This is a genomic window from Rhodococcus sp. D-46, from assembly GCF_011290655.1.
Lineage (GTDB): Bacteria > Actinomycetota > Actinomycetes > Mycobacteriales > Mycobacteriaceae > Rhodococcus_F > Rhodococcus_F qingshengii.
The window spans coordinates 416,471-440,084 of sequence record NZ_JAANTF010000001.1 but is presented as its reverse complement, the minus strand read 5'-3'; the positions used below and the strand labels follow the sequence as shown (position 1 = coordinate 440,084).

Annotated in this window: 23 protein-coding genes and 1 tRNA gene; 5 read left to right on the top strand and 19 right to left on the bottom strand. The window is 62.6% G+C overall.

Features of this window, described 5'->3' with window-relative positions:
* Positions 1–71 precede the first annotated feature (71 nt).
* Together G9U53_RS02140 and moaA are read right to left on the bottom strand one after the other, a co-directional pair.
* On the bottom strand, positions 72–329 hold the full coding sequence (locus tag G9U53_RS02140) for a MoaD/ThiS family protein (RefSeq protein ID WP_003944706.1): 258 nt from the start codon (positions 327–329) through the stop codon (positions 72–74).
* The gene (moaA, locus tag G9U53_RS02135; protein WP_047271625.1) at positions 322–1,380 is read right to left on the bottom strand and encodes a GTP 3',8-cyclase MoaA; all 1,059 of its coding nucleotides are present in this window, start codon (positions 1,378–1,380) and stop codon (positions 322–324) included. The genes G9U53_RS02140 and moaA overlap by 8 nt, the downstream gene beginning before the upstream one ends.
* Before the next feature lie 111 nt (positions 1,381–1,491).
* Here moaA and glp point away from each other — a divergent pair, with 111 nt between their 5' ends.
* From glp to G9U53_RS02115, 4 genes are all read left to right on the top strand, one after another.
* Positions 1,492–2,694: a gephyrin-like molybdotransferase Glp gene (gene glp, locus G9U53_RS02130; RefSeq protein ID WP_003944714.1), complete on the top strand. Its 1,203-nt coding sequence runs from the start codon at positions 1,492–1,494 to the stop codon at positions 2,692–2,694.
* A 28-nt stretch (positions 2,695–2,722) separates the two neighbouring features.
* Positions 2,723–3,709 (top strand): bifunctional molybdenum cofactor biosynthesis protein MoaC/MoaB, encoded by a 987-nt coding sequence (moaCB, locus tag G9U53_RS02125; protein ID WP_165638280.1) that lies wholly within the window; start codon positions 2,723–2,725, stop codon positions 3,707–3,709.
* Positions 3,702–4,115, top strand: a complete 414-nt coding sequence (locus G9U53_RS02120; RefSeq protein WP_007731311.1) for a molybdenum cofactor biosynthesis protein MoaE — start codon at positions 3,702–3,704, stop codon at positions 4,113–4,115. The genes moaCB and G9U53_RS02120 overlap by 8 nt, the downstream gene beginning before the upstream one ends.
* 228 nt (positions 4,116–4,343) lie before the next feature.
* Positions 4,344–5,783: a DEAD/DEAH box helicase gene (locus G9U53_RS02115; protein WP_165638279.1), complete on the top strand. Its 1,440-nt coding sequence runs from the start codon at positions 4,344–4,346 to the stop codon at positions 5,781–5,783.
* 40 nt (positions 5,784–5,823) lie between these two features.
* On the opposite strand, the gene bluB is transcribed toward G9U53_RS02115, so the two are convergent.
* The 3 genes from bluB to G9U53_RS02100 form a co-directional block, all read right to left on the bottom strand.
* Complete coding sequence (bluB, locus tag G9U53_RS02110) at positions 5,824–6,453, bottom strand: 5,6-dimethylbenzimidazole synthase (protein ID WP_007731309.1); 630 nt, start codon at positions 6,451–6,453, stop codon at positions 5,824–5,826.
* Positions 6,450–7,502, bottom strand: a complete 1,053-nt coding sequence (locus G9U53_RS02105) for a GTP-binding protein (protein ID WP_070162203.1) — start codon at positions 7,500–7,502, stop codon at positions 6,450–6,452. Before G9U53_RS02105 ends, bluB begins: the two co-directional genes overlap by 4 nt.
* A gap of 81 nt (positions 7,503–7,583) precedes the next feature.
* Positions 7,584–8,186 carry a lipocalin family protein gene (locus G9U53_RS02100; RefSeq protein ID WP_165638278.1) on the bottom strand — a complete coding sequence of 201 codons (603 nt, stop codon included), beginning with the start codon at positions 8,184–8,186 and terminating at the stop codon, positions 7,584–7,586.
* A 178-nt stretch (positions 8,187–8,364) separates the two neighbouring features.
* On the opposite strand from G9U53_RS02100, the gene G9U53_RS02095 reads away from it, so the two are divergent.
* Positions 8,365–10,899 carry an alpha/beta fold hydrolase gene (locus G9U53_RS02095; protein ID WP_165638277.1) on the top strand — a complete coding sequence of 845 codons (2,535 nt, stop codon included), beginning with the start codon at positions 8,365–8,367 and terminating at the stop codon, positions 10,897–10,899.
* 10 nt (positions 10,900–10,909) lie between these two features.
* Here the strand turns inward: G9U53_RS02095 and G9U53_RS02090 are convergent, their stop codons facing one another.
* The 14 genes from G9U53_RS02090 to G9U53_RS02025 all read right to left on the bottom strand — a co-directional run bounded on the left by G9U53_RS02090 (position 10,910) and on the right by G9U53_RS02025 (position 23,584).
* Entirely contained in the window at positions 10,910–12,025 is a 1,116-nt protein-coding gene (locus tag G9U53_RS02090) for an FAD-dependent oxidoreductase (protein ID WP_165638276.1), read from the bottom strand.
* Positions 12,026–12,250: 225 nt separating this feature from the next.
* A tRNA-Ala gene (locus tag G9U53_RS02085) sits at positions 12,251–12,323 on the bottom strand.
* A 145-nt stretch (positions 12,324–12,468) separates the two neighbouring features.
* Positions 12,469–13,212, bottom strand: a complete 744-nt coding sequence (locus G9U53_RS02080; protein WP_007731305.1) for a DsbA family protein — start codon at positions 13,210–13,212, stop codon at positions 12,469–12,471.
* Between the two features lie 42 nt (positions 13,213–13,254).
* Positions 13,255–13,743, bottom strand: coding sequence for a MauE/DoxX family redox-associated membrane protein (locus tag G9U53_RS02075; RefSeq protein ID WP_003942318.1), 489 nt, complete (start codon positions 13,741–13,743; stop codon positions 13,255–13,257).
* Between the two features lie 25 nt (positions 13,744–13,768).
* On the bottom strand, positions 13,769–15,022 hold the full coding sequence (locus G9U53_RS02070; protein ID WP_165638275.1) for an MFS transporter: 1,254 nt from the start codon (positions 15,020–15,022) through the stop codon (positions 13,769–13,771).
* A gap of 42 nt (positions 15,023–15,064) precedes the next feature.
* On the bottom strand, positions 15,065–16,702 hold the full coding sequence (gene pgm / locus G9U53_RS02065) for a phosphoglucomutase (alpha-D-glucose-1,6-bisphosphate-dependent) (RefSeq protein ID WP_165638274.1): 1,638 nt from the start codon (positions 16,700–16,702) through the stop codon (positions 15,065–15,067).
* Positions 16,703–16,799: 97 nt separating this feature from the next.
* Positions 16,800–17,144, bottom strand: coding sequence for a fluoride efflux transporter CrcB (gene crcB, locus G9U53_RS02060; protein WP_165638273.1), 345 nt, complete (start codon positions 17,142–17,144; stop codon positions 16,800–16,802).
* Complete coding sequence (locus G9U53_RS02055) at positions 17,141–17,518, bottom strand: CrcB family protein (RefSeq protein ID WP_007731302.1); 378 nt, start codon at positions 17,516–17,518, stop codon at positions 17,141–17,143. The genes crcB and G9U53_RS02055 overlap by 4 nt, the downstream gene beginning before the upstream one ends.
* Before the next feature lie 23 nt (positions 17,519–17,541).
* Positions 17,542–18,345 (bottom strand): DUF1295 domain-containing protein, encoded by an 804-nt coding sequence (locus G9U53_RS02050; protein ID WP_037130102.1) that lies wholly within the window; start codon positions 18,343–18,345, stop codon positions 17,542–17,544.
* Positions 18,342–19,658 (bottom strand): class I SAM-dependent methyltransferase, encoded by a 1,317-nt coding sequence (locus tag G9U53_RS02045; protein WP_165638272.1) that lies wholly within the window; start codon positions 19,656–19,658, stop codon positions 18,342–18,344. The genes G9U53_RS02050 and G9U53_RS02045 overlap by 4 nt, the downstream gene beginning before the upstream one ends.
* On the bottom strand, positions 19,655–20,944 hold the full coding sequence (locus tag G9U53_RS02040) for a cyclopropane-fatty-acyl-phospholipid synthase family protein (protein ID WP_007731299.1): 1,290 nt from the start codon (positions 20,942–20,944) through the stop codon (positions 19,655–19,657). The genes G9U53_RS02045 and G9U53_RS02040 overlap by 4 nt, the downstream gene beginning before the upstream one ends.
* Complete coding sequence (locus tag G9U53_RS02035; protein ID WP_165638271.1) at positions 20,941–21,684, bottom strand: DUF1365 domain-containing protein; 744 nt, start codon at positions 21,682–21,684, stop codon at positions 20,941–20,943. Before G9U53_RS02035 ends, G9U53_RS02040 begins: the two co-directional genes overlap by 4 nt.
* Positions 21,675–22,955, bottom strand: a complete 1,281-nt coding sequence (locus G9U53_RS02030) for an FAD-dependent oxidoreductase (protein WP_165638270.1) — start codon at positions 22,953–22,955, stop codon at positions 21,675–21,677. Before G9U53_RS02030 ends, G9U53_RS02035 begins: the two co-directional genes overlap by 10 nt.
* Complete coding sequence (locus tag G9U53_RS02025; protein WP_063316608.1) at positions 22,952–23,584, bottom strand: alpha/beta fold hydrolase; 633 nt, start codon at positions 23,582–23,584, stop codon at positions 22,952–22,954. The genes G9U53_RS02030 and G9U53_RS02025 overlap by 4 nt, the downstream gene beginning before the upstream one ends.
* Positions 23,585–23,614: the final 30 nt, after the last annotated feature.

The window sequence follows — 23,614 nt, the reverse complement described above, 5'->3', positions numbered from 1 at the left end:
ATTTGGACCGGCAAACCGAAAAAGGATAATACGTCGGCAGCCCACAAATAGCTACGCCGGCAATTCTCGGACTAGCCTCCAGCGAAAGGCGGAAGAATATCGACAGCGCTACCGGAGGCTCGAGAGACGTCACGGGTCAACTCGTCACCGACGAGGAAAGCCGAGACCGACAGCACTCGCTCCATCTCCGGTCCGTATCGCCCGACCAGCACCGCCACCAACTCGGCAAGTGTGTTGTCAGGCGAGATGGCGACTACCTCGCTACGGCAACCGGATACATCCGCTGCAGCAGCAAAGTAACGAACCGAGATCGAATGCGGATCAGCCACCAATCGCTCCCATACTTCTTTCCGGCGGAACGAAGTCCGCGGCGTCGATGCCGTGCCCAGCCCACTTGTTCCACATCGCACCGCGCCACAAATCCGCTAGTTCGTCGTCACTTGCTCCGGCCCTGAGCGCGGCACGCAGATCAACTTCACGGTCACTGAACAGACATGACCGAATTGTTCCCTCTGCGGTCATTCGCGTCCGATCGCATTCACTGCAGAACGAGCGGGTCACGGAAGCGATGATCCCTACCGTCATCGTGGTCCCGTCGACACGCCATTCTTCGGCAGGAGCCGACGGATCTTCACGGCCGATTGCTTCCAATTCGAAACGGCTTCCCAAAACGGACAATAATTCAGCCGCGGTCACCATGTTCTCGCGTGCCCATGCATGGTCTGCGTCCAGAGGCATTTGCTCGATAAAGCGCAATTCGACGCCGGCTTCGAGGCACCACTGCAAAAGATCCGCCGCGCCGTGGAGCGTTTCACGCATCAGCACCGCATTGATCTTCAGTGGCGCGAGCCCGGCCGCAGCTGCCGCTCGAATTCCCGCGAGAACGGACGGCAACCTGTCTCGACGCGTCAATTCAGCGAAATGGGCGCGATCAACCGAATCCAGGGAAACATTCACGCGAGTCAAACCAGCTGCAGCCAGCTTTGCGGCACGATGTTCGAGCCCAACGGCGTTGGTAGTCATGGAAAGTGGAATTCCTGGCACGCGCGCGGCGCACCCCCCGATGATCTTTTCGAGGTCACTACGCATCAGCGGTTCGCCGCCGGTGAATCTCACCTCGCGAATACCGACTCGTTCGACGCCGATTCCGACTACTCGAATGATCTCGTCGGCACTCAGAAGATCTTCCGCAGCGATGGCCGGCAAGCCTTCCTCCGGCATGCAATACGTGCAACGAAGTGAACACTTCTCGGTGATCGAGACTCGCAGATCTCTGGCAACACGCCCGAACCTGTCGACCAGGAGATCCGTCTCGGGACGACCGGCGAGGGAGGCCGCGTCGAACCGCACGGTGGGAATTCCCATCGAGACCACTGTCATCACTTCACCAACTTCCGTATTGCTCCAGTATGACCGAAAGCCGTACTCCGTGTGTCGGACGGACCACACCGCCTAGGATCAAAACATGTCGAGGTTGTCGAGGTTACTGTCATGAGCGCGCGTTCGGTCGAGGAACACGCGTCGCACATCTCCGGATTGCTCACCGGCCTGCACACCCTCTCTCCGACGGCAGTTCCGACGGCAGAAGCGTTGGGGCGCATAACTTGCTCGGATATCGCATCGCCGGTAGACCTGCCACTCTTCCGCAACTCGCAGATGGACGGGTATGCCGTCGATGCTGCTTCTGTGGCCTCGGTTCCGACCACACTGACGGTTCGAGGCGTGATCGCCGCTGGAAGCGGAAAACCACCGAAACACCTTCCAGGATCGGCATTTCGCATCATGACCGGTGCTCCGCTCCCCGAGGGTGCCGACGCCGTTGTTCCGGTCGAGGACACAACGGGTGTCACCGAGCACGTCGTCACGATCGAACGGGGCAGGTCGGTAGGCGAATTCGTACGCGAACGTGGCAGCGACATCACCGCCGGAATGCTACTGGTCACGGCCGGAACGCACTTGGAACCTCGCCATATCGCCGCGCTGAGTGCTGTGGGCCTGGCCTCGCTCGACACCTACACGAAGCCACGGGTCGCGATAATTACGACGGGCGCCGAACTGAAAAGTGCCGGAACAACTCTCGAACCCGGTGAGATCTACGATTCCAACGGTCCAGCTTTGGCAACATTGGCCGAAGCCAACGGCGCCGATGTCGTATCCGTCGCCCGAAGCAGCGACGACCCCGCCGAGTTCCGCGAATTGCTCTCGTACGCAACCTCGGTCGCTGATCTGGTGTTCACCTCCGGCGGAGTGTCCATGGGCGACTTCGAGGTGGTGAAGGAAACTCTCACGCCTCTGGGAGCACACTTCGGCCACGTCGCAATGCAGCCGGGCGGTCCGCAAGGCACTGCAGTGGTGAACGAAGTGCCGGTACTGAGCTTCCCGGGCAACCCGGTGAGCACGATGGTCTCCTTCGAGGTCTTCGCACGGGGCGAACTGCGCCGGGCCGCGGGCCTGCCCGAGATCCCGCGCGAGCGACTCCCGTTGACTGCACCGCTGCGTTCGGTGGACGGCAAGCGGCAGTTCCTGCGGGCACGCAGAACTGCGGACGGAATCGAACTCGTTGCCGGACCCGGATCGCACCTTGTTGCAGCCATGGCGTGGGCCGACGTCCTGATCGACATCCCCGCCGCCGTGACCGAGCTCGGCGCGGGCGATCTCGTCGACGTCGTCCCGCTCTCGACTTCCTCGATCTGATTCACTCGATCTGATTCAAAGGACACTGATGACCGAATTGACACACGTCGACAGCGAGGGCCGAGCGCGCATGGTCGACGTCAGCGCCAAGGCCGAGACGACGCGTATCGCCGTCGCTGCCGGCGAACTCGTCACGACCGCCGAGGTAGTTCGCCTCGTCCGCGCCGACGGCATGCCCAAGGCTGATGTCCTCACCACCGCGCGCATCGCCGGAATCGCCGGTGCGAAGAAGACCTCCGAACTGATCCCGCTGTGTCATCAACTCGCGCTCTCGTCGGTCAAGGTGGAATTCGGGTTCACCGAAACATCGATCACCGTCGAGGCGACGGCGAAGACTCGCGGACAGACCGGCGTCGAGATGGAAGCACTCACCGCCGTCGCGGTAGCCGGCCTGACCTTGCACGACATGGTCAAAGCGGTGGACCCCGGAGCTACCATGAACGGTGTTCGTCTGCTCACCAAAGACGGTGGTAAGCGCGGACATTGGACCCGCGACACTCAGAACGCACAGACAGCTCCGGCGCACACCTTCACCTCGGCACGGTCCGCGACCGTCCTCGTGGCTTCCACCGGCGGTGCGAACGGCACCAGACCCGACACCACCGGACCCACGATCGCGACCTGGCTACGTGAACGGGACTTCGAGGTACGTGGACCGCTTGTGTACGCCGACGCAGACATCGCGGCGGGCATCGCTGACGCCAAGGAGGGCTCCCCGTCACTCGTCATCAGTACCGGCGGCACCGGGGCTTCCCCCACGGATGCCACCCCGGAAGCTACCCGGGCAGTCTTGACCCGTGAGTTGCCCGGCGTCGCAGAAGCGATCCGGACCAAGGGCCTCGAGAAGACACCACACGCGTCGCTGAGCCGTGGTGTGGCAGGTCTCACAGGTACGACGGTCGTCGTCAATCTTCCGGGTTCTCCCGGTGGAGTGAAGGACGGTCTCGCCGTCCTCGGACCCATCATCGATCACCTGCTCGCGCAGGTCGCAGGCGGAGGAGCGCACGATGAGTGAGCTATTGGCTCGGATCTCCGAGCAACCGATTCACGCAGACACCGTCGACGCCGCCGTGGCCGGTCCGAAGAACGGCGCTGTTGTGGTGTTCACGGGAACGGTGCGCAATCACGATGGAGGTCAAGCGGTTTCGGCGTTGGAGTACCAAGCGCATCCGGATGCCGAACGCTTCCTCCAGACGTGCTGCCAAGAGGTTGCGGCCTCGACCGGCCTGCCGGTTGCCGCGATCCATCGCGTCGGTCACCTCGAGATCGGCGACCTCGCACTGGTCGCCGCCGTCGCCGCGCCGCATCGTGCGGAGGCGTTTGCCGCGTGCGCCGAACTGGTGGAGCGCATCAAGCACGAGGTACCGATCTGGAAGCGGCAACACTTCGCGAACGGCGTCTCCGAATGGGTCGGGTTGTAGGTCGAACGCTCCGGGAAGGTAGAGTTGCGATCACTAGGTGCCTGAAATCGGGCATCCAGCGTCGTAGAACGCAAATTTTCTTGCTGAGTGCTCAATGCACCCGCTCTTCTTACGGCGAAGAAGCCTGCCGACCGGCAGCGCCGCCACCACTGTGCTTGATTGTTCGACCGGTTAATTCCCGTGTCGGCATCCGGGCACGAACACGTGCCCGAAAGGCTCTGAACACACTTGTCTGACATCTCTACGCCCGCTACCACCTTCGCAGCCCTCGGTGTGCGCGCACCGCTGGTGAAAGCTCTCGAAGACGGCGGAATCACTTCTCCGTTCCCGATCCAGATCGACACCCTCCCCGACACTCTCTCGGGGCGCGACGTACTGGGCCGCGGAAAGACCGGAAGCGGCAAGACCCTCGCGTTCTCCATCCCCATGGTCTCCCGCCTCGCCGGCGAACTGTCCGGAGGAAAGCGTCGTCCGGGTCGACCGCTCGGCCTGGTGCTCGCACCGACGCGTGAGCTCGCCACCCAGATCACCGCAACCCTCGAACCGTTGGCCGCCGCATACGACTTGCGCGTGACCACGATCTTCGGTGGTGTCTCGCAGCACCGCCAGGTTCAGGCTCTCAAGGCCGGAGTCGACATCGTCGTCGCCTGCCCCGGTCGCCTCGAAGACCTCATGAAGCAGAAGTTCGTCAGTCTCGACGCCGTCGAGATCACCGTGCTCGACGAGGCCGACCACATGGCCGACCTCGGCTTCCTGCCCGTCGTCACCCGCATCCTCTCGTCCACCCCGCAGGACGGGCAGCGTCTACTGTTCTCGGCAACGCTGGACAACGGCGTCGACAAGCTCGTCAAGCGTTTCCTCAAGAACGAGGTCATGCATTCGGTCGACGAGGCCAACTCCCCCGTCGCCGCAATGACGCACCACGTGTTCGACGTCGACGGCGTCGAAGCCAAGAAGGCTCTGGTCGAGAAGCTCGCTTCCGGTACCGGTCGTCGCATCCTGTTCATGCGCACCAAGCACCAGGCTCGCAAGTTGGCTCGCCAGCTCACCGAGTCGGGCATCCCGTCCGTTGACCTTCACGGCAACCTCTCGCAGGCTGCTCGCGACCGTAACCTGGCGGCATTCTCCGCCGGTGAAGCGCGCGTCCTCGTCGCCACCGACGTCGCAGCGCGTGGCGTCCACGTCGACGACGTCGAGTTGGTCGTCCACGTCGATCCGCCGGCCGAGCACAAGGCTTACCTGCACCGCAGTGGTCGCACCGCTCGCGCAGGCAGCGCCGGCGACGTGGTCACCGTGGTTCTGCCCGAGCAGCGTAAGGATCTTGCGATCCTCATGCGCAAGGCAGCCATCAAGGTGACCCCGGTCCGTTCGACTGCCAACTCCGAGCACGTCGTCAAGTTGGTCGGCGACATCGCACCGCACGTCACGCCGGCTCCGAAGGCTCCTGCCCAGCCCCACGGTGGACGCGGACAGCGTCCCGCCGGCCAGGGTGGACGCGGCGGCGCAGCACGTTCGGGTCAGGCTCGCTCCGGACAGGGCGGTCAGTCACGCGGTGCTCGCACCGGCGGAGCTGCCCGTCAGGAACATGCCGGTGGTGGCGCTCGCCGTCCCCGCACCGGCGGCGGCGCTCGCACCGCAGGCTCCACCGGTGGCCGTCCCGCACGCTAGGCCACACCGCCGCCCCGCGCGCAACACCGCCCGGTACAACTCAATAGGTTTCGTAATGGACAGCGTCGGCCAATGGCCGGCGCTGTCGCCATCCGAAGCGTTCGAGATCCGGAACCTGTTGAAACTCGGTCACCTTCCCGACGCACAGCCACGCAATGGGGCGAACGGGTGACGGAATGCCCATGAGTTCGGTGAGGTACTTCTCGTCGTAGAACGAAACCCAGCCGATGCCGATCTCCTCGGCTACCGCGGCGAGCCACAAATTCTGAATTGCCAGCACCGCCGAGAACAGCCCGGTGTCGTCGACGGTATGACGGCCGAGGATGTTCGGGCCACCGCGCGACGGGTCGTAAGTGACGACGATGCCGGTACCACTCTCGGCGATTCCCTCGATCTTGATGGGGTCGAACGTCGAGCGGCGATCCTCGGGCAAGGACTGCGCGAATTTCACCCGGGCATCGGCGACGTGTGCCGCGAAGGTGTCGAGCGTCTCCGGATTACGAACGACGACAAAATCCCACGGCTGCGTGTTTCCCACGCTCGGCGCGCGATGGGCGGCGTCGAGAATGCGCATCAGAGTTTCGTCGGGGACGATCTCTCCCGAGAACTCGGCGCGAACGTCTCGCCGTCGCCGAATCGCTTCGTACACGGATACAGCTGATTCACTCACGCCCCGACGGTATAGCGGTGCAATCCCAGCATGGCGTCGGGGTGCGGTTCGACCGTTTCTTCGCGCACGCAGGCGCGGAGCGCGCTGCCGACCGCCCCCGAATCCATCCCGGTACCGATCACGACCAGTTGCGTGGTTCGAGGTTCGCCCGACTTCCATCGCAGCGGCGTGATCCGGACATGATCACCCACCGATTGGATCTCGAATTTTCCTGTGTAGCCCGGAATCTCGAAGTTCACGAAGCCCTTGATGCGGTAAACACCCGACGGCTGATTCTCGAGAAAGTGCGTCAGAGCCCTGGCATCGAGAGGCGTCTCCGATGCGAAATCAACCGATTCGTAGCGGTGGTGCAGGTGATCGTGGTGACACGAGCCGTCCTCGTGATCGTCGTCGTGCCCGTCGCGCAGGAGCTCGTCGAGGCTCAGTTGATCGCCCGGAGCCGGAGGGGTCACCTCGCCGGTATCGAACAACAGAGCGGGGTCTATCCGCGAGTGCGAGGTTTCCACCATCGGCGCTCGCGGATTCAACTTACGAATTTCGGCCGTGAATCGCTCGCGTTCGGCGACCGGAACGCTGTCGATCTTGTTGACTACCACCAGGTCTGCCAGGCGGACATGTTGATCGAGCTCGGGATGTTCGCGGCGAACGGTGGAGAAATTGGCTCCGTCGACCAGGACCACCAGGCCGCCGTAGACGACAGACGGGTTCTCACTTCCGAGGACGAGTCGAATCATGTTCCGCGGCTCGGCAAGCCCGCTGGCCTCGATGACGATCACGTCGATCCCGGACTGCCGGTGCGCCAACTTGTTCAGCATCTCGTCCATGTCCGAGACGTCGACAGCGCAGCACAAACAGCCGTTGCTGAGAGAGACCATCGAATCGACCTGACCGGCGACCATCATCGAGTCGATGTTGACGGATCCGAAGTCGTTGACGATCACGCCGATGCGTACACCGTCGTTGTTACGCAGAAGATGGTTGAGCAGCGTCGTCTTGCCCGAACCGAGAAAGCCTGCGACGACTATTACGGGAATCTGCTTCTTCGCCACCACACAACCTTCCGAAACCACACGTACCGATCAGTGATCGTAGTGGAGTGTGGCTCCGGAAGGTTCACGCTGACAGCAGACTCACACCGTGCAGAGCGGACGGATGTCCGACGTGCCCTCGGTGGTCGGTGACGTCAGGATCGTGCATGCGTTGTATCCACGGGATTCGGCGACCCGGCGGATCTCACTCCAGCCTGCCGCGTCGATGACCGCCGACCGTGAGAGCACGAACCCGGAAAGCCTGAGCGGATCGCCCACCAGTGCCCACGAATAGTCGTCGGCAATGTAGGTGACGATGTAGTTGGGTGGGCCGTCCAAGCTTTCCTGTGAGGGCACCCCGGGGAAGCTCACATGCAACTGGGCACCCGTTGCTGGATCGGTAACTCGGGCATTCCCGACGATCTCGTTGGCTTGACCGGTCCACGTCGTACACGTGTTCTTCACGCTCACGTTCGACGAATCGACGATCCCGTAACTCGCCCGGGTGTCCTTCGCGCACGCGAGGTTGAAGGGCTGAGGAATCGCCGCCACCTGGTTCCATTCCCCTACGTAGCGCGCGACGTCCAGGTTCGCCACCGGCTGCAAGGGTACCCAGAGTGGGCTCGCCTGCGCGGTTCCCGAAAACATCGTCGCTGCGGCACACACTCCCGCAATCGCAATCGCACTTCGCCCCGACCACTTCATGTCACTGCTCCTCGTCTGTACAACGCTCGATCGGCATTGGTTCCTCAAGGCATTCGGAGCTGGCGGACTGGAGGATGGGGCGGTATGTAAAACTACTTTTGGTTTGTTATGGACCTACTTAACAAACCTTATGTAGTCTTTGCTAAAAGATAGCTGAAAGTCGGACGGAGCTACTGTGATGAAGGTTGTCGACTTAGGTCTAGAACGCACTCGCTATGCAGTCATCGACGAGACGATCGAGTCGAGGTGGCGCCGAGTCACCTCTATGCAGCACGACGCCGTTGCCGTCGTGACTCCGCGCGACCGGATCACTTTCGCCGAACTCGAACTCCGGACCGACGCATTGGTCCGCGAACTTCGCCTACGTGGGTCACACGGGGCACGCCCGGTTGCGGTCGATCTCGAACCAACGGCCGAGTCGGTGCCCGCCATCCTCGCCACTCTGATTTCCGGTCGGCCCTTGGTCATGATCGACCCACAACTCCCCGAGGCCCGCCGAGCGCACATCATGAGCACCTCGGGTGCAGTCCCGCTGCAGTCGATACTCGACGAGTCTGCTGCGACGGGCTTCAGATTCGACAGCGCGTTGGAACCATCGAGTTCCGACCCTGCCATGATCGCGTTCACGTCAGGCACCAGCGGGGCACCCAAGGGAGTCGTGTTGAGCCACTCCATGTGCCTGAACAAGGCCGACGAACTCGCCGCAGCAATCGACCTGCGACCCGATGATCACATCGGGAACCTGTTGCCCGTCAGTTTCGGAGCCGGAATCACGGCCCTGATCATGGGGCTCATGAACGGAGTCACGGTCTTCTGCTGGGATCCACGTATCGACGGCGTCTCGGGAATCGACGACTGGCTGATCGAGAATTCGATCACGACCACGCACTGTGCGCCGTCCTTTCTGCGGGCGTGGTCGGATCTCGATTGCGATGCAGCAAATGATGATTCGATCGGTTCCCTACGCGTCGTCGTAACGTACGGGGAAGCAGTTCACGGCGAGGACTACGCGCGCCATCGCAGTCACGGCTTCGCTCGCGTCACGTACGTCAACTGGCTGGCCACCACCGAGACCGGTGTCGTCGCGTACAACGCGTTCCCACCACATTCCGAACTACCCGTCGGAGTGGTACCGGCCGGACGTGCTCGCGACGGCAAGGACGTACAGATCGTCGATGTGAACGGCGTGCCTCTCCCCGACGGAGAGATCGGCGAGATTCAGGTTGTCTCGAGTGATCTTGCCGACGGATACCACGGCGACCCGGATCGCACTGCGGCAAGATTCACGCGCCTGGGCGACGGAGTGAGCATCTACCGGACCGGTGACCGGGGCCGCATCGACGAACGCGGAGAACTGCAACTTCGGGGACGCGTCGACGACGCCGTCAAGATTCGGGGCTACCTGGTGGAACCGATGGAAGTCGAGTCGCATATTCGTCGAATTCCCGGCGTCGCTGATGTTTTCGTGGCCGTCGTCCTCGAGAACGATCGACCGGAGATTGTCGCCTACGTGGTCCTGACCAACACCGTGATGGCACGGTCGGGCGCCGAGATGCGGCGCGAACTGGCGACATATCTGCCGGCCTGGATGCTCCCCCGACATTTTGTTCTGATGCCGGCGTTGCCCCGCAACGAAAGAGGAAAGGTCGATCGAACAGCGCTGCCCTCCGTCGAGGTGCGGTCCACTTCACCGACTCTCGCCGGGCCCGCCGAATTGTGGTTGTCCTCGATCTGGGAGTCGATTCTCGGCATCGACTCCATCGACCGTGGGGACGACTTCTTCGAACTCGGCGGCGACTCGCTTGCTTCAACCGAAGTGGTGGCAAAGATTCACGACATGTTCCGGATCCGGATCACGGCAGCGGAGTTCGCGGCCGCCAGTACCGTCAAAGACCTTGCAGCGCTGGTAAATCGGCGCAGAATCGATCCCGATGATCGCGTCTGTCACAACACGATGGTTCCGTTGAAGCTCGAAGGGTCCGGGCGACCGCTGTTCATCATGAACGGAGCGGGGTGCCCATCGACGACCCTGTCCACCTTGTCGAAAGCGCTTCACACCGATCGGCCGGTTTACGCACTTCAGCCACACGGCTTCGAATCTCGCGGACTACCCGACCGGTCGGTGAAAGCAAGCGCCCGCCGTTTCATTTTCGAAATCAAGAAGATTCAGCCCACCGGGCCATACCTCCTCGCCGGATACTCGTACGGCGGCTACGTGGCGCTGGAAATGGCGACACAGCTGTCCGAGTCAGGTGACACCGTCGAACACGTCACCGTTCTCGACACCAGAATCTCCACCGAGGCTGCCGCACGACTGGCTGGTCGAGCGGGCATCACTTTGGATCCGTCGATCGTCGACCTTGCACCACAACCATCCACCAATGCCCGCTGGAAGCCGACCAGACGCACCGTCGCGGCCATGTGGATCCGCACGCTGTTCGCCGGCATTCTGCAGTACCCGCCGGCCACCCAGTGGACCGTGTTCCTCTACATCGGAGGCCAGGCGCTCCGGAAGCATCGGATACGAGCATGCGCCGCGCCCGTCACCGTGATCCGTGGAGCCACCAACAACCGTGGACGCGAGATCTGGTCACTCATTGCCACGGGCTCACTGGATTTCGACGACGTCGACGCGTGCCACGAAGACGTCGTCCGCCAACCGTACGTCCGCAAGACTGCGGCGATCATCGATCGAGTCTGTGATCGAGCGTGACCAGCGCTCCTCATGTCCAGCTGTAGAAGAAAGAGCGGCGCGGAGTGAGGGCCCAGTCGGTCGTCGACGAACACACTCGTTCCTTGACGAACGCACCCGCCCTGCCTGCGACGAACATGCCCGTTGCGTTGTCGACACGAGTGGTCCGCTGGAACACACCTCGCCGCCTCCCGAGACTGATGCACCGGCCTGCGAACTTCGGAGCCACCGGGCGCGGCGCGGAACCTTCGAGTCGATGCAGGATCGTCTCGGCCGCATGGACTCCCAAGGGAATCGCGGCCTGACAACTCATCCTCAGTGAAAGATCACCGACTGCGACCGCATCACCCGCACCGACGATGTTGGGGTGGGACGAGCATTCGAGTCGGTCGTCGACCTTCAGACGACCGAGACCGTCGACGGGAAGGCCACTTCGGCGCGCCAGATCGGGGACCCCGAATTCTGTCGCGAGAATCGTGCAATCTGCCTCCACCCGTGCGCCTCCCGCAAGCTCGCAGGACGAACCGTCGATCCGCGTCACCCGGGATTCGGTGACGATGTCGACCCCAAGATCGGTCAATGTTCTGAGAATTGCAGATCGCGCACGCTCTGACAGATCCGGGGCCACGATTCCTCCGGTCACCAAAGTGATTCGGCTGCTTCGCTGCTCAGCCAATTCTGCGGCAGTCTCGATTCCGGTGAGACCGCCGCCGACAACACAGACCGTAGCCTTCCCGTCGAGTGTCGCCAGTCTGGATTCGAGGCGAACCGCGTCCTCGAATTCGGAGACGCTGAACCCGTGCTCCGCCGCCCCGCCGATAGTGCTGGGTAACTGCCCACTTCCGACTGCGTAGACCAGATAGTCGTAGTCGAGCACACTGCCGTCGTCGAGGGTAAGCCTGCCGAGCCCCGCCTCGATCGTCGTCACCTCTCCGAAGACTCGGTGTGCCGCACGCGGTAGCGCCCTGTCGAACGAGACCGTCGCGTCGTAGCCAGCCGCGATCATCTGATGGAGCCTGATTCTTTGCACGAAGTGTGGGCGCGGATTCACGACGGTCACCGTGATGTCCGACCGAGTTCTCAGCAGTCGCTTCGCTGCCATGACGCCCGCATATCCTGCCCCGATTATCACCACGTGTGCACTCATGGTTCTCCGTTCCGCCAACGGTCCCCATGCTGAGAATGCACGGGATGATCAGGCCTCATCGCGGACGTTATTGAACATTGACGCCCTGGCGTTATGGCGGTCGACACATCTAGGCAGAACTGTGCTGCATGCAATAGAGACTCGAATAACACAGGGTCGACAACACAACACTGGCTCGAAAACAACAAATGCTCTGCACCGATTGGTGCAGAGCATTTGTTCGGGTGGAGCTAAGGGGACTCGAACCCCTGACCCCCACACTGCCAGTGTGGTGCGCTACCAGCTGCGCCATAGCCCCGTATTCAGTTCGCTCTAACAGTCGAACTCGCAGCGGCTGTTCTGCTTTCCGCTTGCTGGAAGAAAGTTACACCACTTGACTCGTGGGCAACAAATCGCCTGGTCAGAGCGAAGCGGCCGCTCCTTGTCGAAGCGGCCGCTCCAGCTCAAGAGGAGAGCTTGGAAACCCAGTCGCTGCTGCCTGTGTCAACGATCTTGCCGTTCGCCACAACCGTGGGCGTCCCGTTCGACCCGACATCCTTGAGCGCCTGGCTGGCGGCTGCGGCATTGGCCGCGGCGGCTTCGACGTTGGTACCGGAAGAGATGCAGGTTGCCACGTCCTCGGATGCGCCCGCATCACGAGCGATCTGGGCGAGGTCGTCGTTGGTGTGGTCGCTGCTGCCGCCCTCGGCCGGCTGCGTGTCGGTCGCGAAAAGCTTGTTGTGGAATGCGGAGTACGCGATCGCGTCGCCGCCCTGAGCAACGCACAGGAGCGCAGCGCCGGCCCGTGTGGAGTAGTCACCGCTGCCCGACGCCCGGTTGAGGAAGTTCAGCATGTGGTATCGCACGGCGACGTCACCGTTGTCGACAGCGGCCGCGAGAGCCTGGCCACTGAGGTGTTCGAGAGCAGCACAGGCCGGGCACAGCGGATCCTCGAAGAGATCAATGGTTGTCGCGGCAGAGGGCTTGCCGAGCAGCACCACTCCGTTGTCCTGCACCGTGACGGCAACTTCGGAACTCTGCACGGAGCCGTAGCCGTCGTTCTGGGGCTTGTTCTTGCTGTTCGTCCACAAGACACCGCCGATGACGAGGGCCGCGATCACGAGCACCGCGAGGCCACCGATGATGTAGGTGGAGCGGCTCGAGACCGGTTCCGGCGAGTATTTGTTCTTGCTGCTCTTGGTGCTCACGCTGATGCAGTCCTTCGTGCGTCGAAACGATTTACCGATTGCTTACCTTGCCACTGAAGACTGAGTATCCACTGAGAACGCCGCGCGTGATCCGGGCCCCAATGCGAGTGGCGAACGCGGGAACACGAGCAGCCAGACGGCAAGTGCCAAGAAGCCCAGGTCGCGGAGAATCTCCTTCGAATAGTCCCAAGCGCCGACGTCGGCTGCACCTCCGCCGCCGAAACATCCGCAGTCGATGGACAATCCCCTGGCCCACACCGAAATGATCACCGCAATGAGAACCGTGAGGATGACCACCGAGACTGCAGCGGATGCTCGCACCGCCAACCCGACGAGGATCAGCAGGCCCAGGACTATTTCGACCAGGGGAAGAGCCGTCGCCACCGGACCCACCAGCGACTCGGGCAACAGCTGATAGGCGCGCACCGCGATCTTCGTCTGAACGGGATCAAAGAACTTGAGTCCCCCGGAAATCAGCCAGACGGCCGCCAAACCCAATCGGGCCACAAGACTCACGATGCGAATTGCCACCCGATCGAGAGTACAGAATGCCCGGTCAGTCCAGGTTTGTCCGCGCAGGAGTATCCGTTAGCACCGTCACATCAGTCAGATCTTCTACAACGGATTCGACAGGCTTCGTTCGCGACGGGACGAACAGCCACCCCGTCGCCGACACGACAACGACGGCTCCCATCACTGCGAAGGCCGCCGAGTACGAAACATGTTGGGCGATCAGCCCGGCACAAATCGGCGCCACTACCCCACCGATGTCGGACATCATCTGGAATACCGCCAGAACGGGTCCACCTCGGGCCGTCGAACCGACAACATCGGCAACCGCGGCCTGCTGGGCCGGACTCATGAGGCCGGAGCCGACACCAGTCACTGCGGCAATGGCGAAGAACACCACGAGGTTGTCGGTGAATCCCATTGCGATGGTTCCCAGACCGCAGATGAGTAGGCCGCTCACGACAAAGGGCTTGCGTCCGAAGCGGTCCGAGAGTCGTCCGGAGACGATCAACACCAACGCATTGCCGACGGCGAAGATCGTCAGGGCGTAGGCCGCAATCGAGGGGTCTCGGCCGAGGAACTCGACGACGAACAGGGGAACCATGGCAACGCGAACTCCGAAGATCACGCCACCGAAGGCGAGGTTCGATCTGAGCGCTGCCCGGTACACCGGAGACTGGAGGCCTTCTGTGAGAGTCATCGACTTCACATCGACAGCCTTGTCCGGTGACGCCAAATGAGATCCACGCAGGCTCACGAAGACAACGAGCGCGGCGATCACCAACGCAATTGCGTAGATGATGAACGGCATCCGCAGACCGAACTGCAACAGCGCTCCGCCGACCAGCGGGCCGCCGATCGATCCCATGAGAAAGCTTGTCGCGTACAGACCCGACACGCGGCCGCGACTGTCCGACGGTGACATGCGAATGATCAGCCCGAGGGCCGACACCGTGAACATGGTCGACCCGATGCCGCCCAACGACCGGAACAGCAGAAGTTGCCAGTACTCCCCCGCGAAAGCGCACGCACCGGTCGAGACCGCGACGATGAGAAGGCCGACGATGTAGACCGGCCGCTCACCGAGTTTCTGTACCAAAGTGCCGCTCATCGGCGCGAACACCAACCGCATGAAAGCGAAAGACGAGATCACGATCGTGGCGGCGGTGACCGATACGTCGAAGCTGCGTGCGAACTGAGGTAGTGCCGGGGCGACCAACCCGAATCCGAGGGCGATGACGAAGCTGGCGGCGACCAGTACCCAAATTTCCGGTGGCAGCTTGGCTGCACGAGTTTTCATGTCGCCCGGAATTCTAGCCGGGCGACCTGAGCGGTCCGCGGGCTAGTTCGCCTTCAAGACGCCGGACACCAAGTCCTTGGCCGCTGCCTGAACCTGAGCCAGATGATCGGCGCCCTTCATCGACTCGGCATAGATCTTGTACACGTCCTCCGTGCCGGACGGCCTCGCTGCAAACCACGCGTTCTCCGTCGTCACCTTGAGACCACCGATCGCCGCGCCGTTTCCGGGCGCGGCAGTCAGTGTCGCGGTGATCGGTTCACCCGCCAGCTCGGTCGCACTCACCTGGTCGGGAGACAATTTTGCCAAGACTGCCTTCTGTGCGCGTGTCGCGGGCGCATCGATCCGTGCGTACACCGGGCTCCCGAACTTTTCGGCCAACGCGGCGTAGTGCGCTGACGGAGACTTTCCCGTCACCGCGGTGATTTCCGACGCGAGCAACGCAAGGATGATGCCGTCCTTGTCCGTCGTCCAGACGGAACCGTCGTGTCGGAGGAAGGACGCGCCGGCGCTTTCCTCGCCGCCGAATCCCACGGACCCGTCGAGCAATCCTGGAACGAACCACTTGAACCCGACCGGAACCTCGAGCAATTCGCGGCCCAGGCTGCTCACGACACGGTCGATCATCGAGGAACTCACGAGTGTCTTGCCGACCTTGGTGTCTGCGCCCCAACCTGGCCGGTTCGCGAACAGGTACTCGATGGCAACGGCTAGATAGTGATTCGGGTTCATCAAACCGCCGTCGGGAGTGACGATGCCGTGGCGGTCGGAGTCCGCATCGTTTCCGGTCGCGATGTCGTAGCGATCCCGAATCCCGATCAGCGACGCCATCGCGTCGGGCGACGAGCAGTCCATGCGGATCTTGCCGTCCGTATCGAGCGTCATGAACCGCCAGGTCGGATCGACGAGTGGATTCACCACTTCGAGGTCCAGTCGATGAGTTTCGGCGATCGCGCCCCAGTAATCGACGCTTGCCCCGCCGAGGGGGTCTGCACCGATCCTGATTCCGGCATCGCGGATCGCGTCGAGGTTGAGGACACTGGGGAGGTCTTCGACGTAGTAGCGGAGGAAGTCGTAGCGTTCGACGCGGTCCAGCGCTTGTGCCGCCGTCACACGCCGTACCCCGGAAAGCCCCTTGCGCAGAAGCTCGTTCGCTCGATCGGCGATAACCGACGTCGCATCCGTGTCCGCGGGCCCACCGTGCGGCGGGTTGTATTTGAAGCCACCGTCACGCGGCGGATTGTGTGACGGTGTCACGACGATGCCGTCGGCCTTTGCCTCCGGGCCCGTCGAGTTGTATCGCAAGATCGCGTGACTGACAGCCGGGGTGGGAGTGTAGGCGTCGCGTGAATCGACGAGGACGACGACGTCGTTGGCGACCAGGACCTCCAAGGCCGACAGCCAGGCAGGCTCCGAGAGCGCATGTGTGTCCCGGCCGATGAACAGCGGGCCGTCGATTCCCTGCGAAGCGCGGTACTCGACGATCGCCTGGGTTGTCGCCAGGATATGAGCTTCGTTGAACGCCGAGTCGAGACTGGAACCGCGATGTCCTGAAGTGCCGAAAAGTACCTGCTGCATCGGGTTCTCGGGATCCGGAGTGCGCGTGTAATACGCGGTGACCAGATGAGGAACATTGATCAGATCCTCTGGCAGAGCCACTTGTCCTGCTCGTTCGTGCGCCACGAATCCCCCTCGGCCCGGTGGTCGACCACTGTGTCGACGCGACTGTGGACAATTGTCTACCCTGGCCGCGTGGCGTGCACGCTCGGCGCCGGATCCGTCAATCCGTGATCTGGATTCCCAACCACGCAGCGGACAGTCCCACGATCAGACTGAGGACGATGTAGATCAGAGAAAGCGCCGTCTGGCGCCTCTCGATCATCCCGACGTTCTCGGTCGCGAAGGTCGAATAGGTGGACAAGCCGCCGCAGAAGCCGGTCGCCAGAAGTGCGGCCATCTCGGTGGAAAAAGCTGCCCCGGTGAACAATCCAAGGAGGAAGCAGCCGATCACGTTCGCGGCGAACGTCGCAGCCGGAAATCCCTTGTACGCGGGCACATACCGCGCCAACAGGTACCGGCCACTCGCACCAGCGCCGCCGCCGAGCGCCACCAGGAGAACTGTCATGCCGACGCTCCGTCCCGCGCGCGGATCCAGCGTTCACCGAGCCCTTTGCCCAGTGCTGCAGCGAGGATCGCGGGAATCAACGTCCCGAGAACATAGAGAATCGATCGCCACGGACTCTCCGTCACGGCGTGAACCGCGAAGGACGAGAAGGTGGTGAAGCCGCCGCAGAAGCCCGTGCCGAGAAAGAGGTACCCAACCTTGTTGTGCACGAGCAAGGCCGCGAGAACACCGAGAACGAACGAGCCGACGACGTTGATGACCAGAGTCGTCCAGATGTGGGGAAAGAGCTCCCCCAGACCGTAGCGGCTGAGCGCGCCCAACCCTCCGCCGACGGCAACCGCGCATACCGCAGCCGGCAGTTTCAGATCACCCATGCTCTGGCCTCACCCGAAAGAGCCTACGTCCCGGAGCGGGCTTTCGGCGGGCGAGGAATGAAGTAACTTGTCCGCTGCTGATACTCGCGATAGCCCGGACGCTGTTCCATGTGTCGCTCGAGCAACCGCGCTCCGGTGGCGAAGACCAGGAAGTAGGTCATGGCGATCGGTGAGAGGACGGTCAACACCCCCGGCCACACGGACGCCGAGACGAGGAAGATCCCCCACCAGACACACGCGTCGCCGAAATAGTTGGGATGCCGCGTCCATGCCCACAAACCTTGATCCATGATGTGGCCACGGCTGCCCGGATCGGATTTGAACTCCTCCATCTGTCGGTCGCCGACCGTCTCGAACGTGACGCCGACAATCCACAGCGCGATTCCGAGTACGACAAGAAGTCCGAAGCTGCCGTTCGACACTGCTGCGACCTGGATCGGCAGGGAGACGAACCACAACGAAATCCCCTGCGTGAGATAGATCTTGCGGATCGCATACAGCGTTCGATTACCCGTCGCTCGTCCGAGCATTTCTTCGTACCGCGGGTCTTCACCTTTGCCACGCGATCGAATCGCCATGTGCGTCGCCAACCGCAGACCCCAGATCGCCACGAGCGCAAGCATCAGCAACCGGCGCCAGAGGTCGCCGGTTCCCACTATCGCGGACACGAGCGCGATCAGAACGAAGCCAGCGCCCCATGACACGTCGACAACGTTGTGGCGCCCGATCCGTACACCGATCGTGGCTGTCACCGCCATTCCGACGGCGATCGCCAGCAGACTCGTGAGTGTGACCACTCCGAACGCGCCCCAGTCGAATCCGTTCATCGCCGCGACACCCACTGCGGCCGTACCGGTTCCATACCCGATCGACCATCACCGTGCGGCCGGACCGACAGAATCTGATCGACGCCCATCCTGCCATCCCGAAATGCCATTCCTCCGCCGACGAGGTAGAGACGCCACACCCGGGCGACTTCGACACCCACGAGATCCACGACGCGATCCCAGTTCGATTCGAAGGTCTCGATCCACGCGTCGACGGTCCGCACGTAGTGCTCACGCAGGGCGTGGACGTCCCGCACTTCGAGTCCACCTTCCTCGATCATCGCAACAGTGCGACCGACGGGCCGCATGTACATGTCCGGCGCGATGAACGACTCGATGAACGGACCTCCCCCGGGGTGCGGGCCAGTGCGGGACATCTGCTGAATCAGCACACGGCCACCGGCAATAACATTGTCGTGGAGCGCTTTCACGTAGGTCGGATAGTTGTCCTCACCGACGTGCTCACCCATCTCGATGGAAGCGACCGCATCGAAGGGACCGTCTGGAATCTCTCGATAATCTTGGAGGCGAATCTCGACCCAGTCTTCCAAACCGAGCGCGCGGACCTTCGCGTCGACAAAAGCCTTCTGCTCCGCCGAGATCGTGATTCCGACAACCCTGGCGCCGTACTCCCGCGCTGCATGCAGGCTGAGCGAGCCCCAACCACAGCCGACATCGAGAAACCGCAAGCCTCGCGCTCGATCGAGACCGACCTTGCGGCACACCAGGTCCAGCTTGTCTGTCTGTGAGTCTTCGAGCGTGTAGTCCGGTGCATCGGAAGTCCAATAGCCCGAGGAGTACGCCATGTTCTCATCGAGGATCAATTGGTAGAAATCGTTCGACAAATCGTAGTGGTGCCCGATCGCCTCGCGGTCGCGGGCGAGGCTGTGCAGGCGCCCCTTCACCTGAGCCTGCGACGCCGGCGGAGCCAAAGGTCTCCCGAAAGCACCGAAGGATCGCGCAGCCTTGACCGCGGCCAAGACGAGCGACGGTGTCGGGGTAATCGACCCGAGCCTCCGCTCGGCAGACACCTTCCACACGTGTGTGAGTGCATCGCCTAGATCGCCCTCGACGTCGAGTTCACCGAGAACATACGCCTGCGCAGCCCCCAACTCGCCGGGATTCCAGAGCAAGCGTCGCAGCACATTCGGGCTGTAGAGCGTCACTTTCGGAGCATCTTCCGGACCTGCTGTGCTGCCGTCCCATGCAGTCAACCGCACCGGAAGTTCGCCGCCGACAAGTGGACTGAGGATGTCCGAGAGACGACCCGCAACGCCGGTACCTTGTGCCGTTCGATCCATCGTGGCGGTCATCGCTGGTTCCTCCGATCGAGAACAATTTGCTGGACGTCGAGATACCCCGACCGAAACCCCGCCTCTGAGTAGCAGAGATAGAAATGCCACATGCGCGCGAACACTGCGTCGAACCCGAGCGCGGACGCCTCGTCGGTGCGAGCGCTGAATCGCTCGTCCCACAGTCGCAACGTCTGCGCGTAGTGATCGCCCATCGACATCCGCTCACGCACCCGCAGGGTTGTCATGCGCTCGGTGACGTCCTCGATCGCCCGCACCGACGGGAGAAATCCGCCGGGGAAGATGTACTTGTGCACCCAGGTGTAGGTGTTGCGGGTCGCGAGCATTCGATCGTGCGGCATCGTGATGGCTTGGATCGCCGCGCGCCCACCCGGCGCCAGCAGGGCGTCGATCGTCTGGAAGTAGCTTCCCCAGTACTGGTGGCCGACGGCCTCGATCATCTCGACCGACACAACGGCGTCGTACTCCCCCTGTACCTGCCGATAGTCGAGAAGGTCGACCTGAACGCGATCTGCCAATCCCGCAGCGCTTATCCGCTTCGCTGCCAATTCCTGCTGTTCGACCGAAAGTGTCACCGAGCGCACCGTCGCTCCCCGTTGGGCAGCTCGGATCGCCAATTCTCCCCAGCCTGTGCCGATTTCGAGCACTCGCGAACCGGGTCCGACACCTGCGCCATCCAGCAGTCGATCGATCTTCCGATGCTGCGCCGCTGCGAACACGTCCCACGACGGGGTCGCCCCTACCGACAGATCCTCGAAGAGGGCACTGGAATACGTCATGGTGTCGTCGAGGAACAGTTCGAACATCTCGTTCGAGAGGTCGTAGTGCCGGGAGATGTTCGAGCGCGTGTTCTGCGTCGAATTCCGTTCACTGCGAGGCTGCTTCGGAATGTAGAGGCCTCGTAGCCGCTGCAGGAAGTCGGGAATGAGCGTCGCCACGCGGGAGGCGAAGACTTCCAGGACCGCAGTGAGGTCGGATGCTTCCCAATCGCCCGCCATGTAAGACTCGCCGAATCCGATCAAACCACTGTCCCCCACACGAGCAGCGAAGTCGTCTGGGCGGTGAATGACCATCAACGGCGAATCGGGGCTACCGCCACCGGAGAACTCACCGTTGGGCATCTGGACACGCAGCGGCAAACGTGCGACCGCCTTGTGGAACAGGGCGCGGGCAACCGGTGATGCAACCCGCACTTTGAGCCCGCTCGGCACGGTGGCGACGCCCGGCCACCGCTCGGTTTCGATCGTGTGAGCGGAAGGTTCGGTGCCGAGAGTGGTTGTGGTCATTGCACTGCCTCCTGCGGGTGATGTTGCGGTCGGGGAACGATGGGTAAGCGCCTGGCCCACAGCCGGATTCCTTGAAATCTGATCTGCGCGGCGACTCGGAGCGGAGCCAGCGGGATGGCGAGCGCACTGCGCACGATCTCGCGCGTCGTCGCCGGCACACAACGACCGGAGACCGTGGCCACGAAGGGCGCCTTGCCGTCACGGGCCAGAACTATCGAGAGCGCGAGCGCGGTGTCGGGTAGCGGAAGTCGCATCCGGTACTCGCCGTCCAGATCGTTGAACGGAGATACGTAGAACTCTTTGGACGTGCGAACCGCGCCACGTTCGTCGGTTTCGAGCAGGTAGCAGTGCCGCTCGCCGTAGGTGTTGTGAACCTCGGCAACGACGCACCGCTGTCTGCCGTCGTCGTTCAGACACCAGAACACACTCAGCGGGTTGAACACCTGGCCGAACACACGCGCGTTCGCAAGCATGAGGATGCGACCGCCGGCGAACTCCAATCCGTTGGTTGCCAGAAAAGTCTCGACGTTGGCACGAATCGATCGAGTGGGGTCGCCGAGGTGATCCCCGGCGTCGAACTTCGCCAAGGGCCGCAAAGCCTTCGGAAGCTCGGGCAAATCGTCGACGTCGACGAGCCAACTGTAGCTTCGGTACTCGAACTCGTTGTGCAACGGCTCCGTTCGAACGTGCCGAATGCTCGTATGAACGATGGACGGCGTGATGGGTGCGGTCACGGCCACCGACCTCCGACGCGTTCGGCGGCGCGCAGGCCAGAGAGTGCACCGTCCTCGTGGAAGCCCCATCCGTGGTACGCACCGGCAAACGCGAGCACGTCCGAGTCCAACTCGGGAAGCCGCGCTTGAGCGGCGACGGAGGTGGGTGTGTACTGCGGATGCTCGTAGGTCATCTGATCGATCACCGAGTCCGGGGACACCATTTCGCCTCCCCCCAAGGTCACCAGGTAGCGCCGGCCGGTCTCCGGGAGCCGCTGCAACCTCGTCATGTCGTAGCTGACCAGAACGTGATCCGGCTTCGCGTTGCATTCAGGGATGTAGTAGTTCCACGACGCGCGCGCATTGGTGTTGCCGGGCAGCACATTCTCGTCGGTGTGAAGCTGGGTGTGGTTGACGGAGTACGGCATTGCGCCGAGGACCTGGGATTCGACAGGCGTCGGATCCGCCAAAATCTTCAGCGCTTGCTGCGGATGCGTTGCGACCACGGCTGCGTCGAAGGTCTGGATCTGGTCGTCGCCGTCACGAATGTCGACGCGATCATCGAACCGGTGGATTGCGCGCACCGGCGTGTTGAGGCGGATATCCCCGATACTTTTGGCGACGAGACGAACGTATTCGCCCGATCCACCGGTGACTGTTCGCCAGGTGGGCGATCCAGTGACGCTCAGCATTCCGTGGTGATCGAGGAACGAGAACAGGTACCGCGCGGGATATTTCAGGGCCGAGCCGGGATCACACGACCAGACTGCCGACACGAGCGGAGTCATGAAGTGAGCGGTGAAGTAGTCGGAGAACCGGCCGCTGAGCAGAAACACTCCCAGCGTCTGGTCAGGTGCCGACGGATCCGTGTTGTCGAGCAATGCGCGGGCACGGCGATGGAAGCGCTTGACCTCCATCAGCATCGACAGAAAACTGCCGTTCACCAGCAGCCCCGGCGTCGGGAGAACGCCGCGCAACCCTTGGCCTCCCGAGTACTCGAGCCCGCACCCCCCACACCTGACCGACATGCTCATATCGGATTCCTGCGTAGGCACATCGAGTTCTGCGAACAATCGCAACAATGTCGGATAGGTACGATCGTTGTGGACGATGAACCCCGTGTCGATGGCGAGGCTTCGCCCTTCCGGGTCGGTGACCGAATGGGTGTCCGCGTGCCCGCCGAGCCGTGAATCCGCTTCGTAGAGGGTGACGTCACTGTCCTTACTGAGCACCCACGCCGCTGTCAGACCTGCGACACCACTACCGACGACGGCCACCTTGCGCTTGTCGGAACTCATCGTCGTTCTCCCATCTTTGTTGCGGCTACCCCGCGACTCATTCCTGCGATTGCATCCGCGACGAGGCGATGCCAAGTCGCCGCCCGACGGAGCATGAAGTGGCCTGCGCCGTCGATGCCGATCCATTCAGCGCTCTTACCCGACGCCTGCAGTTCGTCGACCTTTCGCCGCGACACCTCCGGATCGGTCCAGGAGTCAGCCGTGCCGTGAAGGACTGACAGTGGTGTGTCCGAACGCAGATTCACCGACGTTCCATCGGGCCACCACGGCGCCAGCGCGACCACACCGACCACCGCCGGATCGCCACACAGTTCGGCGGCGACCCGTCCGCCCATCGAGTGCCCCAGCAGGATCACCTGAGCTTGTGAATTACGTTTCGTTATCGCGTCGAGTGCGGCGCGGGCGTCGGCGACCGGACTGCGCTCGGCACCGTTCCAACCTCGAACTCGATAGCGAGCCTGCACCGCTTTCACACCGGAGAGGCGAAGCTGAGCGGTGAACGGGCACATCCGAAGGTTGGACAGATGCCAGGCGCGAGCCGGGCGATGGCTCGATACCTTTCCTCCAGGCAGCACTAGCACCACCAGGTGCTGGTCACCGTCCTGCTGTTGCCGTCGGTTGGGCGTCATACACGGCATTCGGAGCCGAAAACCATTTGG